Source organism: Stenotrophomonas koreensis (assembly GCF_001431525.1).
In the GTDB taxonomy this organism is placed as follows: domain Bacteria; phylum Pseudomonadota; class Gammaproteobacteria; order Xanthomonadales; family Xanthomonadaceae; genus Stenotrophomonas; species Stenotrophomonas koreensis.
In genome coordinates this window covers 119,706-133,941 of sequence record NZ_LDJH01000011.1, presented here as the reverse complement: position 1 = coordinate 133,941, position 14,236 = coordinate 119,706, and the positions used below count along the sequence as shown (strand labels likewise).

Below are 14,236 nucleotides of genomic sequence, written 5' to 3'. Positions count from 1 at the left end.
AAGGTTATTTCGCTGGAGCTTTTCGATGACCGACAAACCCTTCGCCGAATCCTGCGAGCGCAACCGCGATCCGATCCTGGCCGCGCTCGCACCGTTGCTGGCCGATACCCGCCAGGTGCTGGAGATCGGCAGCGGCACCGGCCAGCATGCGGTGCACTTTGCCGCCGCGCTGCCACACCTGGTCTGGCAGGCCAGTGACCATCCCGACCACCTGCCCGGGATGCGGCTGTGGCTGGACGAGGCGGCGCTGGCCAATACCCCGGCGCCGCTGGTCCTGCAGGTCGACCCGCAGGCAGGTTTGGTGCCGCTGCCGCCGGTACCGGAAGGCGGCTTCGATGCGGTGTACACCGCCAATACCCTGCACATCATGGGCTGGGATTGTGTCCAGGCGCTGTTCGCTGCCCTGCCGGGCGTGTTGCGCGAGGGGGGCCAGTTCTTCAGCTACGGCCCCTACAACCGCGATGGCCAGTTCACCAGCGACAGCAACCGTCACTTCGATGCCTGGTTGAAGGGGCGCGACCCGCGCTCGGGCCTCCGTGACCTGGGCCAGCTGCAGGCGCTGGCCGCCCTGCATGGCCTGGCCCTGGTCGAGGACCTGGCCATGCCGGCCAACAACACCCTGCTGGTCTGGCAGCGCTGCTGACGGGCTGTCGGTCGCGACCAGCGGCGCTCTTGCGGTCTGTGCCGAACTGTTGCAGGAGCGGGCCCTGTACGCGGCCAATCCACGGCGCCTGCGCGCGAAGGGTTTTCCATCTGGCATGCTGCTGCGATCCGGCAGGGGGCCGGCGGAGAGCGATGATGGCGCGTTGGCAGGAATGGGCGGCGGCAGCAATGGTGGGCGGGACGATGCTGGGAGTGCTGTGGGCAGGTCCGGCGAACGCATCGGCAGTGCCATGGCCATTACCGGCCATGCAGCTGACCGTGCAGGCGCACGATGTGCAGCGCCGCATCCAGCAGGTGCGGCAGTCCCTATCGGTCAGGCCGGGGCCGCTGACCCTGCATTACCCGCAATGGATTCCCGGCCATCACGCCCCCACCGGGCCGATCAACCAGATCGCCGGGCTGCAGTTCTCCGGCAACGGCCAGCCGCTGGCCTGGCAGCGTGACCCGCTGGACGTCTACGCCTTCCAGTTGACCATTCCCGAAGGCGTCAGCACGCTGGAGATCGCCTTCGATTACCTCTCGCCCACCGCCAGCGACCAGGGCCGGGTGGCGATGACGCCCAACCTGCTGGCTATCCAGTGGCACCGCGTGCTGCTCTATCCCAAAGGCTTTGATACCCGGTACCTGCTGGTGGCGCCCACGCTGTGTTTGCCGACGGGCTGGTACAGCGCCAGTGCGCTGCGCAGCGTGCGTCGCGGTGATTGCGAGCACTACCTGCCGGAATCGGTGATGACCCTGATCGATTCGCCGGTCTATGCCGGCCGCCACCTGGCCCGTTTCCCGCTGGATGCCGGCAAGAGCCAACCGGTGATGCTGCATGTGGTGGCTGAGCAGGCGGCGTTGCTGCAGCCCGCCGATGCGGTGCTGGCAGCGCACAAGGCGCTGGTGGCCGAGGCCGATGTGCTGTTCGGCCAGCGGCCGTACGCGCACTACGATTTCCTGCTCGCGCTGTCGGACACCTTCTCCGGCATTGGCCTGGAGCATGCGCAGTCCAGCGAGAACGGCATGCACGAGGGTTACCTGCAGGGTGAGGGGCCGATTGCCGACAACGACCTGCTTGCGCACGAGTACGTGCACGCGTGGATCGGCAAGGCCTGGCGCCCGGCCGGTAGTTTCTCGCCGCACTACAACGCGGCGCAGGACAACCGTGGCTTGTGGATCTATGAAGGCCTGACCCAGTACTGGGCGCTGGTGCTGGCCGCGCGCTCGGGGCTGTGGAGCCAGGAGCAGGCGCTGGCGCGGCTGGCCCAGCTGCAGGGGCAGTTTGCTGCCCAGCCCGGCAACCGCTGGCGGTCGCTGGCCGATACCCAGTACCAGGGCATCATCGATTTCAACGACAAGCCGCAGGCCTGGGCGGACTGGCAGCGCGGGTTTGATTTCTACGATGCGGCGATCCTGCTCTGGCTGGAGGTCGATGCGCGCCTGCGCACACTCTCGGCCGGCCAGCGTGATCTGGATGGCTTCACCGCGCGTTTCTTCGCTGGCGGTGTGCACGGCGACATCCGTCGATTTGATCCCGAGGCCCTGGTGGCCGCGCTGGAGCAGTACCAGGCGGGCGACTGGTCGCCCTGGCTGGCCCAGCGCCTGCACGCCGTTGATGGTCAGCGCCCGCCCGGGCTGGCCGCAGCCGGCTGGGAGCTGGTCTGGAGCACCACGCCCAATGCGATGGTCCGCGATGCCGAAGCCGATGGCAGTACCGACCTCCAGCACGCGCTGGGCATCAGGCTCGATGCCGATGGCCGCATCGGCTGGGTGGGCTGGGATTCGCCAGCCGCCGCGGCCGGGCTGGCGCGCGATGTGCAGGTGGTGGCGGTCAATGGCCTGGCTTTCAGCCGGGCCCGGTTGAAGGCGGCACTGGGCGATGCGGCGGCGACCGGCACGCCGCTGAGCCTGCTGGTACGCCAGGCCGACAGTTACCGCAGCCTGGCCATCGACTACCGCGGCGGCCTGCGTTACCCGCAACTGCGCCGGATTGCCGGCCAGCCGGACCTGCTTACGCCGATCCTGCGCCCGCAGCGCTGAGCGCCCTGGTCTGCCCGCCCATCAGTGGCGGGCATAACCCACTGAAAAACAATCGAAAAACTCCCGGACTGGGGACGTCTGTCGCGGCCTGGGTGGGGTCGATTCCGTTCTCCTGCTCGCATGAAGGGCAGATGAAGGTTTACGATCAATGACAGGGGGGAAGTTTTTTGCTTGCAGGGGGAATAGTGATGCGCATCCAGAAATACCTGTTCGGGTTGTTGCTTGGCCTTGCCCTGGCAACGGCATGGAGTGCTTCGGCACAGGCGCTGCCACCGATCCGTGAGTTCTACTTCGATGAGGACGCGGCAGCACAACCGATCGTAGTGGTCGACCCGGCCGCCAGCGACCTGCTCGACCAGCTGGTGCGCCACCGCACCCGGGGCCGCCGTGCGGTCGAGGCCAGTGTGCAGTTGGCCAACATTGCCGCCGCCGACAACCGGGTGGAACTGGCAGATTCGCTCTACCAGGAGGCCCTGACTGGCTCGGCGCCCAATTCCACCATTGGCCGTGGCGTGCGCTGGAACATGGGCTGGCATGCCTTCCGCCAGGGCCGTCATGAGCAGGCACAGCAGCTGTGGCTGCAGGCACTGGAGCAGGTACGCGGGGAGCCGTCATGGGCGCCGCCGACCCTGGCCCTGGTGCTGCACCGCCAGGGCAATACCGACGAGGCGGTGAAGTGGTATGCCGCCGCCGTGCGTACCGAGCCGCAGCTGTGGATCGACCCGGCCAATTTCGAGCGCCTGCTGCCGCACTGGCAGCCGGTCGAGCGGCAGGCACTGGAGCAGGTGCACCAGGCCTGGGTAGCCAACCCGCCGAGCTGGCCCTGACGCCAGCGGCTTGAGGCCGGGTTTGTTGCGGCGCACACTGGCCAGCGTGTGAGGGCGCCGCGCGCCCGCTTCCTGCCCGGTGGTTGCCCCAGATGGCTGTTGATGCGTTTGCCCTGATGCTGCTGTTGCTCGGCCTTGGGATGCTGTTTGCGCGCCTGCGCGTGTTTGCCTCCAATGCCCCGGAAACGCTCAACAAGGTGGTGCTGTACCTGTGCCTGCCGGCAGCGGTGCTGCTGTATGTGCCACGGTTGCAGTTCCAGCTGCACCTGCTCGGGCTGGTGCTGACCCCGTGGTTGCTGATGCTGGCCACCCTGGCGCTGGTGGCACTGGGCGGCCGCCTGCTGCGCCTGGACCGGGCACGCCAGGGCGTACTGCTGCTGTGCGTGGCGCTGGGCAACACCAGTTTCATCGGCTACCCGATGGTGCGCGCGCTGCTGGGCGAGGACGCGCTGCCGTATGCCGTGGTGTATGACCAGTTCGGCACCTTCGTGCTGTTGTCCACCTTCGGCCTGTACGTGCTGGCCAGCTACGGTGGCAACAGCCGGCCCGGGCTGCGCCAGATGCTGGCGCGGATCGTGCGTTTTCCGCCGGTGTGGGCGCTGCTGTTCGCGCTGCTGCTGATGCCGGCCCAGCCGCCCCACTGGATTGCCGCGGCATTGCAGACGCTGGCCGATGCCATGCTGCCGCTGGTGATGCTGGCCGTCGGCCTGACCATCGAGCTGAAACTGCCACGCGAGGAATTGCCGGCACTGGGCTACGGCCTGCTGCTCAAGCTGCTGGTGCTGCCGGCGCTGGCCCTGCCGCTGGGGTGGGCGTTTGGTCTGGACGGCGCCGCGTTGCAGGTCAACGTGCTCGAATCGGCCATGCCCAGCATGATCACCGCCGCCGCCTTGGCGATGATGCAGGGCCTGGCCCCGCGCCTGGCCGCCGCTCTGGTGGCCTACGGCATCGTGTTGTCATTGGCCACCCTGCCGGGCTGGCTGTGGGTGGTGTCCCGCCTGAGCTGAGTGACGTATGCGTCACCGTTCCGGGTTGTGGCAAGATGGGGTAAATAGGGAGGGGTGATGCGTTCTGCACGGATGTGGGCGGTGGTGGGGGCCTTGTTGCTGGCGGTGTGCGTGCTGCTGGCGTCCTGGCTGGGTGCCGGCCGTGCGGCCGAGGCGCCCGTTCCTGCCGGTGCGATGGACAGCCGCGAGCCCACCGGCGCGGCAAGCTCCGGCGTAGGGGATCAGGCGAATGCAACGGCAGGGCCTGCCGCCTTGTCGCTGGCGACGGTGTCGTTCCCGCCCAGCCCGGAGCAGATCGCATCGTACGAGGCCAGCAAGCAGCGGCTGCTGCCATTGCTGGCGGTCGGCTCGCCACGGGAGCGATTGGCGGCCCTGATGCTGCAGGGCGGGCTGCCCGATGGTGCCCGCAACGCGCAGTTGGTGGCCCTGCTGCTGGGCGGAGGGGGCGCCGAGCCGGCGGTGGCATTGCAGGGCTTGGTCGCCTGCGAGCGCTGGCCGGCCTGCCCGCGTGAGCAGGTGCTGGCGGCCACCGCCGCCCTGGCCGCAGAGGATGCCCACCTGCAGTTGCTGCGCCTGCGCTTGAGTGCGCCGGACGCGCAGGAGGCGGCCTGGGTGGCCGCGGTGCAGGCACCGTATTACGCCGATGCGTTCGAGTCCCAGCTGCAGGTGTTGATGGACGCCACCGCACCGCTGGCCAGCAACCCGGCCCATGACATGCTGCGCACCGTAGAGGCGTTTGCCCTCACCTCGGGGGCGGGAATGTACGACGTGGACACGATCAGGCAGCGTTGCCCGGCGGCCATACAGGTCACAGAGCGGGTGCGGCAGTGCCGTCAGCTGCTCCAGCGGATGGCCGACAGCCCGACACATGCCAGTGCCAGCGTTGGCATGGCGATATTGCTGCGCCAGGCGCTGTCACCGGCCGAGGCGGGCCTGTGGCGGCAGCGGCTGCGGCAGTTGTACTGGCAAGCGGCACTGGCCGCGCCGCGGGGCGATGCCGAGCCGGGGTATGCGCAGCAGGTGGCAGGTCTGGGCGAGCGCAATGCGTATGTGTGGTTGCTGCGCCGGCATGGCCTGCCGTTGAGCCCGCCGCCACACTGGCAGCCGGGTCAACCGACCGGTTACTGAGGTTGCCCGGATGTGCGCTTTCGCGGCCGGGGCCGCTCCTACGGGTATGGGGGCGGCTAGGGGGAGCGCGCAGGAGCGCCGCCCGGCGCGATGCTCCTGCGCCGGGCTAATGTGGATATCGACTAGGGTTGCTGGGCCGTGCGCGGCTTCAGTCCGCCGGTACGGTGCGCGGCAGGGCCCATTCGCGCAGGGCCTGCACCTGTTCGGCCATCAGCACCGACAGTGGCCGGGTGTTGCGGATCTCGGCCATCAGCAATGGCGTATCCAGCGGCCTGCCTTCGGCAAAGGCGGCATACAGGCCGGAAACCACGGCCTGTTCGATCTCGGCACCGGAGAAACCCTCACTGGCTGCGGCCAGGGCCGGCAGCTGGAACTGTTCGGTATCCAGCTCGCGTTTGCTCAGGTGCAGCTGCAGCAGCTCGACCCGGGTATCGGCGTTGGGCAGGTCGACGAAGAAAATCTCGTCAAAGCGGCCCTTGCGCAGCAGCTCCGGTGGCAGCTCGTGCACGGCGTTGGCGGTGGCGACGATGAAGACCGGCGCCTTGCGCTCGGCCATCCAGGTCAGCAGGTAGCCGAGCACCCGGCGCGAGACGCCGCCGTCCTCGCCCCCGCTGGCCAGGCCTTTCTCGATTTCGTCGATCCACAGCACGCACGGCGCCAGCTGCTCGGCCGAGGCCAGCGCATCGCGCAGGTTGGATTCGGTTTCACCGTGGTACTTGTTGTACAGGGTGCCGAAATCCAGCCGCAGCAGCGGCACGCCGAAGCCGGCCGCCGTGGCCTTGGCCAGCAGCGATTTGCCACAGCCCTGCACCCCGAGCAGCAGCATGCCCTTGGGCGGGTCCAGCCCGGGCGGCACCGCACCACCGATGAACGGCAGCCGGCGCTGGTTGATCCAGCGCTTGAGCCGGTTGGCCCCGGCCACCTCGGCAAAGCGGGCGGTATCAAACTCGTAGTGCAGGTGGCCGGAACGGTTGAGCAGCTCGAATTTCAGCCTGGCCAGCTGCGGCAGGTCGCCGGCCGCCAGCGCGCCATCGGCATGGATCAGCTGGCGGGCAATGCGCCGCGCATCGCCCAGGCTCAGGCCCTGCAGGTTGCGCAGGATCTGCTGCACCGCCTCGGTGTCGACCTCGACCCGGCGCCCGCCGTGCTCGCGCGCGTAGCCGGCCACTTCCTCGCGCAGCATCCGCAGCAGCGCGCCGGCATCGGGCAGGCGCGGGTTGAAGCGGGTGGCCATCGCCTCCAGGTCAGGTGGCAACTCGACCTTGGTGCCCACCAGCACCACCACATGCGGCTGGCAATGCCGGCGCAGCAGGATGTCGCGCAGCAGCCGCTGGTGGCTGGCATAGCCCAGGTAGGGGTGGAAATCCAGCAGCAGGTAGATGCCGCGCTGGTCGGCAGCATGGATGTGGCGCAAGACCGAGCTGGGGTCGGTCGGGCCCTCGGCCGGGTCCTCGCGGTCGATGTCCAGCCGGCGCAGACCCTCGGTGATCGACCAGCGGTGCAGGGCCCGCCAGACCTGCATCAGGCTCTGCCGGAACAGGTCCACCACCTGCGCTTCGTCGGCGCTCTGGATCACGATCAGCGGGGTATTGGCACGGATCAGTGCCGCCAGGTCCTGCAACTCACTCATGGCACGGGCCGGAAAACAAAGCGGCCACGATAGCAGAGCACCCGCCCGCCACGCCGCGCTACCGCCGGCAACAGGCCACGGTGTAGGCTGCAGGGGTTGCCATGTGAGGAATGAGCATGAAAACGATCCTGGTGGCCGGTTCCAAGGGCGGCGTGGGCAAGACCACGGTCTCCACCCACCTGGCGGCACACAGTGCCCTGCAGGGCCGCAACACCGTGATTGCCGATGCCGATCCGCAGGCCTCGGCCAGCCGCTGGGCCCAACGCCGGGTCGAGCTGGACAGCGCGGTGCTGCCGTTGAATGTGTACCGCAAGAAGGCCTGGGAAAAGCTGGTTCCGGCCGGCACCGACACGGTGATCATCGATGCCCCGGCCGGCGCCTGGGCCGATGAGCTGGGGCACTTCCTGGCCGTCGCCGATGCGGTGGTGGTGCCGGTGCTGCCCTCGGCGCTGGATATCGAGGCGATCGTCGGCTTTCTGGATTCGCTGGCCGGCAATGCGCGGGTGCGCAGCGGCGCGCTGCCGGTCGGGCTGGTGCTCAACCGCACCAAGCCCTGGACCCAGACCAGCCAGGCCGCGATCCAGATGCTGGCGCAATGGCCCTACCCGGTGGTGGCGCAACTGCGCGACAGCCAGGGCTATGTGCTGATGACCAGCCATGGCCGCAGCCTGTTTGATTACAACAACGCGGCCGTGCGCGAGCACCAGGCCGATTGGCAACCACTGCTGGACTGGCTTGAACGCGCCTGAGGCGCCCTGGAGGCAACACCATGCGGGAACTGATTTTGCTACGTCACGCCCATGCCGAAGCGGCCGCCGATGGCCTGGCGGACATGGACCGGCCGTTGTCGGCGGTGGGCCAGGCCGAAGCCGAGGCCGCCGGCCGCTGGCTGCGCGACAACCACCTGCTGCCGGACCGGGTGATCTGCTCGCCGGCGCGGCGTACCCGCGAAACCCTGGAGGCGGTGCTGGCGCAGACCGGCTATGTCGAGCAGCGGCTGGAGCCACGGATCTACGAGGCGATGCCGGGCAGCCTGGTCAGCCTGATCGAGCAGCACGCGGAGGTGCAGCGGCTGTTGCTGGTCGGCCACAACCCGGGGCTGGAGCAGCTGGTGGCCCTGCTCAACAGTGGCAGCAGCAGCGAATACCGCGGCATGCCGCCGGCCGGGATCGCGGTGCTGTCGCTGCCGGCACAGGCCGCACTGGAGCCGGGCGTGGCCACCCTGACCAGCTTCTGGTGGCCATAAACCATGGGCGGTTGGCGCTGGCTGGCGTTGCTGGCGCTGCTGGCCGGTGCCTGCGCCCAGGCGCAGCCGCCGCTCCGGGCTGCCGGGCCGACGCAGACGGTGGCCATCGATACCCAGCGCAGCCTTCTTGGCTTTGAGATCCGTACCCGTTACGGGCAGCGGCTGACCGGCCGCTTTCCGGTGTTCAGCGGCCAGGTGCAGACCCTGGCCGATGGCCGTCACCAGGTCAGCCTGGTGATTGACGCCCGCAGCGCCGAGGTCAGTGGCCACCGGCGCTACACCGGCTGGTTGCGCGGTGCCGAGTTTTTCGACGTCCAGCACCACCCGCAGATCCTTTTCAGCTCGCAGCCGCATCCGGCCGATACCGCATTGGCTGGGGGGGATGTCGAGGGCGAGCTGACCCTGCGCGGCATCCGCGGGCCGATCCGGATGCGGGTGATGCCGGCCCAATGTGATGCTCCCGGCTATGATTGTCCGGTTTCCGGGCGCGGAACGGTTTCGCGCACCGTGTATGGAATGGACGGCTGGCAGTTGGCCTTGGGTGATCGGGTGACGTTTGTAATGCAGGTGCGCCTGAGCGGCGTGGATCCATCGTGATGGTCTGGTTGCGCCTGATCGCGCTGGCCGTGCTGCTGCTCGGCAGCGGCTGCAGCTCGTTGTCCCAGTTCGAGCGCGAACGCGCCGTCGGCATCGCGCTGCAGGCGCGTTCGGACGCGCGCGACTGCCAGCGCGAGGACAACTGTGCGGCTGATTCGCCGTTGCGCGCGCTGGCCGGGGAGGCCTTCAGCCGCTCCCAGCCCAGCCAGCCGGTGCATTACGCCACCATCCTGGATGAGGGCGAAGCCTCGCTGGTGGCGCGGATCAACCTGTTGCGCAGCGCCACCCGCAGCATTGACCTGCAGACCTACATCTTCGATACCGATGACAGTGCGCGGCTGGTGATCGATGAACTGCTGGCCGCCGCCCGGCGCGGGGTCAAGGTGCGCCTGCTGATCGACCAGCTCTCGGCGATCACCGACCTGCAGACCCTGGGCGCACTGGCCGGAGCGCACCACAACCTGCAGCTGCGGGTCTACAACCCGACCTTCGGCAAGGCGACCCCGACCTACCTGCACTACGCCGCCAGCGTGATCTGCTGTTTCCGCCGTTTCAACCAGCGCATGCACAACAAGCTGCTGGTGATTGACGATGCCATCGGCGTGGTCGGTGGCCGCAACTACCAGGACGACTATTACGACTGGGATACCGAATACAACTTCCGCGACCGCGACGTGATCATCAGCGGCCCGGAAGTGCGGGAAATGGCCGTCAATTTCGATGCGTTCTGGGCCGCGCCGCGGGCGGTGCCGGTGGAGCAGCTCAATGATGTCGGCCGCTACCTGCTGCGCCATGGCGTGCCGGCGTTGCCGCCGTTGCCCGGACGCAACCCGGAACGGGTGGCGCGGGCGCAGGCACTGGCCGATGACCAGGCCTGGGTACAGGCGCGCTTTGTCGACAGTGCGCTGGAAGTCGGCCCGGTGCACTACGTGGCCGACCTGCCGGACAAGCACCAGCCGGCGGCCGGCGACGAGGATGCCAGCTTCCGTCTGGACCGCCTGCTCGACAGGGCGCAGCAGGAAGTGTTACTGCAGACCCCGTACCTGGTGATGTCCGATGCCGCGCGTGATCTGTTCGGGCAGCTGCGCCAGCGCCCGCAGCGGGTGCGGGTGAAGGTGTCCACCAACAGCCTGGCGGCCACCGACAACCCGATCGTGTATGCGCTGTCCTACAAGTACAAGCGCCGCAACATGCGCGAGCTGGGGATGGAGATTTACGAGTACAAGCCGTTCCCACAGCAGCCGCCGGTAGCCGCGTTCAACCTGGAGCCGGGGGCGGCCACCGACATGCTGCCGGCCTGGGTGCTGGCACCGCAGGCCAGTGCCGGCGGTGAGCTGCGCCGGCCCCTGTCCGCCGGCGTTGCGGTTGAGCGTGAGCTGCCGGCTGCGCAGCCCCGGTCCTCGTTGCTGGGCTCCGGGGCCAGCGGCCGGTCGCAGACCAATGCCCTGGGTGACCTGCGCCGCCGCCAGCCCGGTGGCAGCGAGGTCGAGCGCGATGTGCTGCGTGCCGAAACCCGGCCCTCGTTCCTGGGTTCCGGCGCGACCAGCAGGCCGCTGCCGGTGACCCGCGATGGCGTGCGCATGGGCCTGCATGCCAAATCCCTGGTGATCGATCGCCGGATCGGCGTGATCGGCACCCACAACTTCGATCCGCGCAGCGAGAACTACAACACCGAGGCGATGGTGGTGATCGAGGATGCAGCGTTTGCCCAGGCCCTGGCGGGCAGCATCGAGGCGGACATGCGCCCGGAAAACTCCTGGGTGGTGGCGCCGCGCCAGCACCTGCCGGTGCTCGGGCAGCTCAACTACAGCGTGGGCAAGGCTTCAGAAGCCTTGCCGGTGCTGGATGTATGGCCCTGGCGCTATGCCACGGTGTTTGAGTACCAGCCTTCGGCGCAGTGCCCGCAGCCGCTGTCGATCCGCGATCCACAGTTCTATGCCTGTTACCGCGCACTGGGCGATTTCCCCGAGGTCAATGTCGGCGGCAAGTGGCTGCTGGTGCGTATGCTCACCGCCTTCGGTGCCGGGCTGGTGCCGATCCTCTGAGGGCAATCCTCCGAGGACAATCCTGCGCGACCTTTTTCTACCTGGATGGGAGTGTTTGACGATGTCTAGCGTGTTTGTTTCCCCGGTGGACCTGGCGGCGGTCAATGCACTCAGCGCCGACAGCCTGATTGCCCATCTGGGAATCGAGTTCACCGCCGCCGGCGATGACTGGCTGGAGGCCACCATGCCGGTGGATGCGCGCACCCATCAGCCGTATGGCCTGCTGCATGGCGGGGCCTCGGTGGTGCTGGCCGAAACCCTGGGCAGCACCGCCGGCAACCTGTGCGTGGATCCGCGCCAGTGGATGTGTGTCGGGGTGGAAATCAATGCCAACCACCTGCGCGGCGAGCGCAGCGGGGTGGTGACCGGGCGCGCCACCGCGGTGCATGTCGGGCGCAGCACCCAGGTCTGGGAAATCGATATCCGCAATGCCGCCGGCAAGCGCGTGTGCGTCTCGCGCCTGACCCTGGCAGTGGTGCCGATGCAGCAGCGCGCGGGCGCTTAAACCGGCCGTGCGCTCTGCCCGGCCTGATGCTGCCGCAGCCACTGCACCAGCGCCGGTGCCTGCAGGGCACTGGTGTAGTGGAAGCCCTGCGCGGCGGTGAAGCCGAGCGCGCGCAGCCTGGCGACCTGGGACGCCTCGGTAATGCCCTCGGCGATGATGGCCAGGTTCAGTGCCGCGCCGATCCGGCAGACCGCCTCGGCCAGCGCCAGCGCCACCGGGTCGGTCTCCAGGTTGGCGACAAAGCTCTGGTCCAGCTTGATCTCCGCCACCGGCAGGTCGCGCAGGTAGTTGAAGCTGGAATAGCCGGTGCCAAAGTCATCCAGTGACAGCCGCACGCCCAGCTGGGCCAGGTTGCGCAGCGTGCGCAGGGTATCCGGATGGCGGTCCAGCAGCACCGCCTCGGTCACTTCCAGGGTCAGCTGCGCCGGCTGCAGGGCATTGGCCTGGAGGTGCTGCCTGACCCGCGCCGTCAGGCCCGGATCACGGAAATCGGTCGGCGACAGGTTCACCGACACCGAGTTCACCGCCAGTCCCTGCTCGCGCCACTGGCGCAGGTCGCGGCAGGCCTGGCCGAGCATCCACATGCCCAGCTCGCCGATCAGCCCGCATTCCTCGGCCAGCGGGATGAAACACTCCGGGCTGATGCTGCCCAGTTCCGGATGGTCCCAGCGGGCAAGGGCCTCCACGCTGTGCACCTGGTTGTCGTGCAGGTTGACCTGCGGCTGGTAATGCACGCGCAGGCTGTTTTCGCTGACCGCCTGGCGCAGGCGGATTTCCAGCGCCCGCCGCTGCTGCATCGCATGGTCCATCGATTCGCTGTAGAAGCGCGGCTGGCTGGCACCGGGCAGCTTGCTCTGGATCCGCGCCAGGTTGGCCTGCTGCAGCAGGCTCTGGATGGTGCTGGCATTGTCCGGATACAGGCTGATGCCGACGCCGGCGCGCAGGCGCAGCTCGGTCTGTCCCACCTGCAACGGTGCCTGCAGGCGGTCGATCAGGTGCTGGCTGATGCTGCGTGCCTGCTCGGCATCGCAGTCGGTAATGACCATGGCAAATTCATCACCGACAAAGCGTCCGGCAGTATCGGCCGGGCCGAGCACGGACTGGATCCGCTGGGCAATTTCGCGCAGCAGGTTGTCACCGGCGTGCTGGCCCATCACCTGGTTGATCTGCTTGAAACGCTCGATATCCAGCGAAACCACCGCGACCGGGTGGTGGGCATGCTCGGCGGCAGCCAGTGCCAGGTTGGCACGGGCGACCAGCTGGCTGCGGTTGGGCAGGCCGGTCAGGTTGTCGTGATAGGCCAGGTGGTGGATGTGCTGGCGTGACAGGTCACGCTCCAGCGCCACCGCGCACAGGTGCACGCAGGTGTCGATCAGGCGCAGATGGCGCGGATCCGGCTCCTGGGCGGTGCGGTAGTAACAGGCAAAGGTGCCCAGGATGCGCCCGTCGCTGGCTTCCACCGGGGTCGACCAGCAGGCGGCCAGGCCATGCTGCAGCGCCTGGTAGGCAATCCCTTCCCAGTTCGGATCGGTGGCGATGTTGCTGCTGACCACCGGTTTGCCGGTCCAGGCGGCGGTGCCACAGCAGCCACAGGCCGGGCCGATCGGCATGCCATCGATCAAGGCGGTGTAGCTGGGCGGCAGGCTGGGGCCGGCGAACGGGCGCAGCTTGCCTTCATTGTCGATGCGCACCACCGAGGCGATGATCTCCGGCGCGATGCGCTCGACCTCGTTGCACAGCAGGGTCATCACCTCTTCGGTGGGGACATCGCGGGCCATCGCCTCGAGCAGGCGGTTGAGCAGCATGGCATGCACCCGCGCCTCGCTGATATCGGTGAGCACGACCACCAGGTGGCTGGGCTGCTGCTGCTCGTCAAACACCGGGGTGGCATTGATCTCGCACCAGACGCCGGGTTCGGAGCAATGGCGCAGGTAGACCTCGGTGCGCAGCGGCTGTCCGGCCAGCAGTGGCGCGAGCAGCTGCTGGCTGGAGCTGGTGCCCTGCGAGCTGTCGATGACCAGCGGCAGCAATGACTGGCCGACCAGCTGGGCATCGCTGTAGCCCAGCAGCTGGCGCAGGCCGCGGTTGGCGTGCAGGATCCGCCCCTGGCCGTCGGTGATCAGGATCGCCGCACGGACCTGGTCAAAACCGATCGTGAGCAGCTGGCTGCGTGCCTCGGCTCTGCGCTGGCTCTGGATGTCACTGAGGTAGATGGCGCGCAGCCCACTGCCGGCGATGCCGTGCACCGATACGCTGACCCAGTGCCGGTGGCCATCGGCGTGCAGCAGCTGGATGTCGCCGCGGTAGCGTTGCACGGTGTCGATCCGGGTACGCCGCTGGCGGCCGCGCGGGTGGAAATGACGCGCAAGCGGCAGCGGAACCAGCTCGGCCAGCGGCTTGCCGATGGCATGCCGGCGGCGCAGCCCGCACAGGCGTTCAGCGGCCTGGTTGAGCCAGCGCACACGCAGCTCCCGGTCAAGCAGCAAGATGCCCTGGTCGGCTTGCTCGGCGGCCAAGGCAATTGCCTCGGGATTGCTGTCCAGACCACTCTCCGGTTGTTCCATTG

12 protein-coding genes are annotated in these 14,236 nt (G+C 68.3%); 10 read left to right on the top strand and 2 right to left on the bottom strand.

Annotated features, from left to right (window positions below):
* Nucleotides 1–25: 25 nt before the first annotated feature.
* The 5 genes from ABB25_RS06865 (at nucleotide 26) to ABB25_RS06845 (ending at nucleotide 5,647) form a co-directional block, all read left to right on the top strand.
* A complete protein-coding gene (locus tag ABB25_RS06865) occupies nucleotides 26–643 on the top strand; it encodes a DUF938 domain-containing protein (protein ID WP_057665273.1) in 618 nt (205 codons plus the stop codon).
* Between the two features lie 245 nt (nucleotides 644–888).
* A complete protein-coding gene (locus ABB25_RS06860; protein ID WP_160319419.1) occupies nucleotides 889–2,685 on the top strand; it encodes a M61 family metallopeptidase in 1,797 nt (598 codons plus the stop codon).
* Nucleotides 2,686–2,873: 188 nt separating this feature from the next.
* A complete protein-coding gene (locus tag ABB25_RS06855; RefSeq protein WP_057665271.1) occupies nucleotides 2,874–3,512 on the top strand; it encodes a tetratricopeptide repeat protein in 639 nt (212 codons plus the stop codon).
* Between the two features lie 92 nt (nucleotides 3,513–3,604).
* Nucleotides 3,605–4,519 carry an AEC family transporter gene (locus ABB25_RS06850; protein WP_057665268.1) on the top strand — a complete coding sequence of 305 codons (915 nt, stop codon included), beginning with the start codon at nucleotides 3,605–3,607 and terminating at the stop codon, nucleotides 4,517–4,519.
* Nucleotides 4,520–4,576: 57 nt separating this feature from the next.
* The gene (locus ABB25_RS06845; protein ID WP_152981077.1) at nucleotides 4,577–5,647 is read left to right on the top strand and encodes a hypothetical protein; all 1,071 of its coding nucleotides are present in this window, start codon (nucleotides 4,577–4,579) and stop codon (nucleotides 5,645–5,647) included.
* Between the two features lie 148 nt (nucleotides 5,648–5,795).
* Here ABB25_RS06845 and ABB25_RS06840 read toward each other — a convergent pair whose 3' ends face one another.
* A complete protein-coding gene (locus ABB25_RS06840; protein ID WP_057665264.1) occupies nucleotides 5,796–7,277 on the bottom strand; it encodes an AAA family ATPase in 1,482 nt (493 codons plus the stop codon).
* A gap of 116 nt (nucleotides 7,278–7,393) precedes the next feature.
* Here ABB25_RS06840 and ABB25_RS06835 point away from each other — a divergent pair, with 116 nt between their 5' ends.
* From ABB25_RS06835 to ABB25_RS06815, 5 genes are all read left to right on the top strand, one after another.
* A complete protein-coding gene (locus ABB25_RS06835; protein WP_057665262.1) occupies nucleotides 7,394–8,026 on the top strand; it encodes a ParA family protein in 633 nt (210 codons plus the stop codon).
* Nucleotides 8,027–8,046: 20 nt separating this feature from the next.
* Nucleotides 8,047–8,523 (top strand): SixA phosphatase family protein, encoded by a 477-nt coding sequence (locus ABB25_RS06830; RefSeq protein ID WP_057665261.1) that lies wholly within the window; start codon nucleotides 8,047–8,049, stop codon nucleotides 8,521–8,523.
* 3 nt (nucleotides 8,524–8,526) lie between these two features.
* Entirely contained in the window at nucleotides 8,527–9,120 is a 594-nt protein-coding gene (locus ABB25_RS06825; protein ID WP_057665259.1) for a YceI family protein, read from the top strand.
* Nucleotides 9,117–11,165, top strand: a complete 2,049-nt coding sequence (locus tag ABB25_RS06820; protein WP_057665258.1) for a phospholipase D family protein — start codon at nucleotides 9,117–9,119, stop codon at nucleotides 11,163–11,165. Before ABB25_RS06825 ends, ABB25_RS06820 begins: the two co-directional genes overlap by 4 nt.
* A 61-nt stretch (nucleotides 11,166–11,226) precedes the next feature.
* Nucleotides 11,227–11,670 (top strand): hotdog fold thioesterase, encoded by a 444-nt coding sequence (locus ABB25_RS06815; protein ID WP_057665256.1) that lies wholly within the window; start codon nucleotides 11,227–11,229, stop codon nucleotides 11,668–11,670.
* Here ABB25_RS06815 and ABB25_RS06810 read toward each other — a convergent pair.
* Entirely contained in the window at nucleotides 11,667–14,234 is a 2,568-nt protein-coding gene (locus tag ABB25_RS06810; RefSeq protein WP_057665254.1) for a sensor domain-containing protein, read from the bottom strand. The genes ABB25_RS06815 and ABB25_RS06810 overlap by 4 nt on opposite strands.
* Nucleotides 14,235–14,236 lie beyond the last annotated feature (2 nt).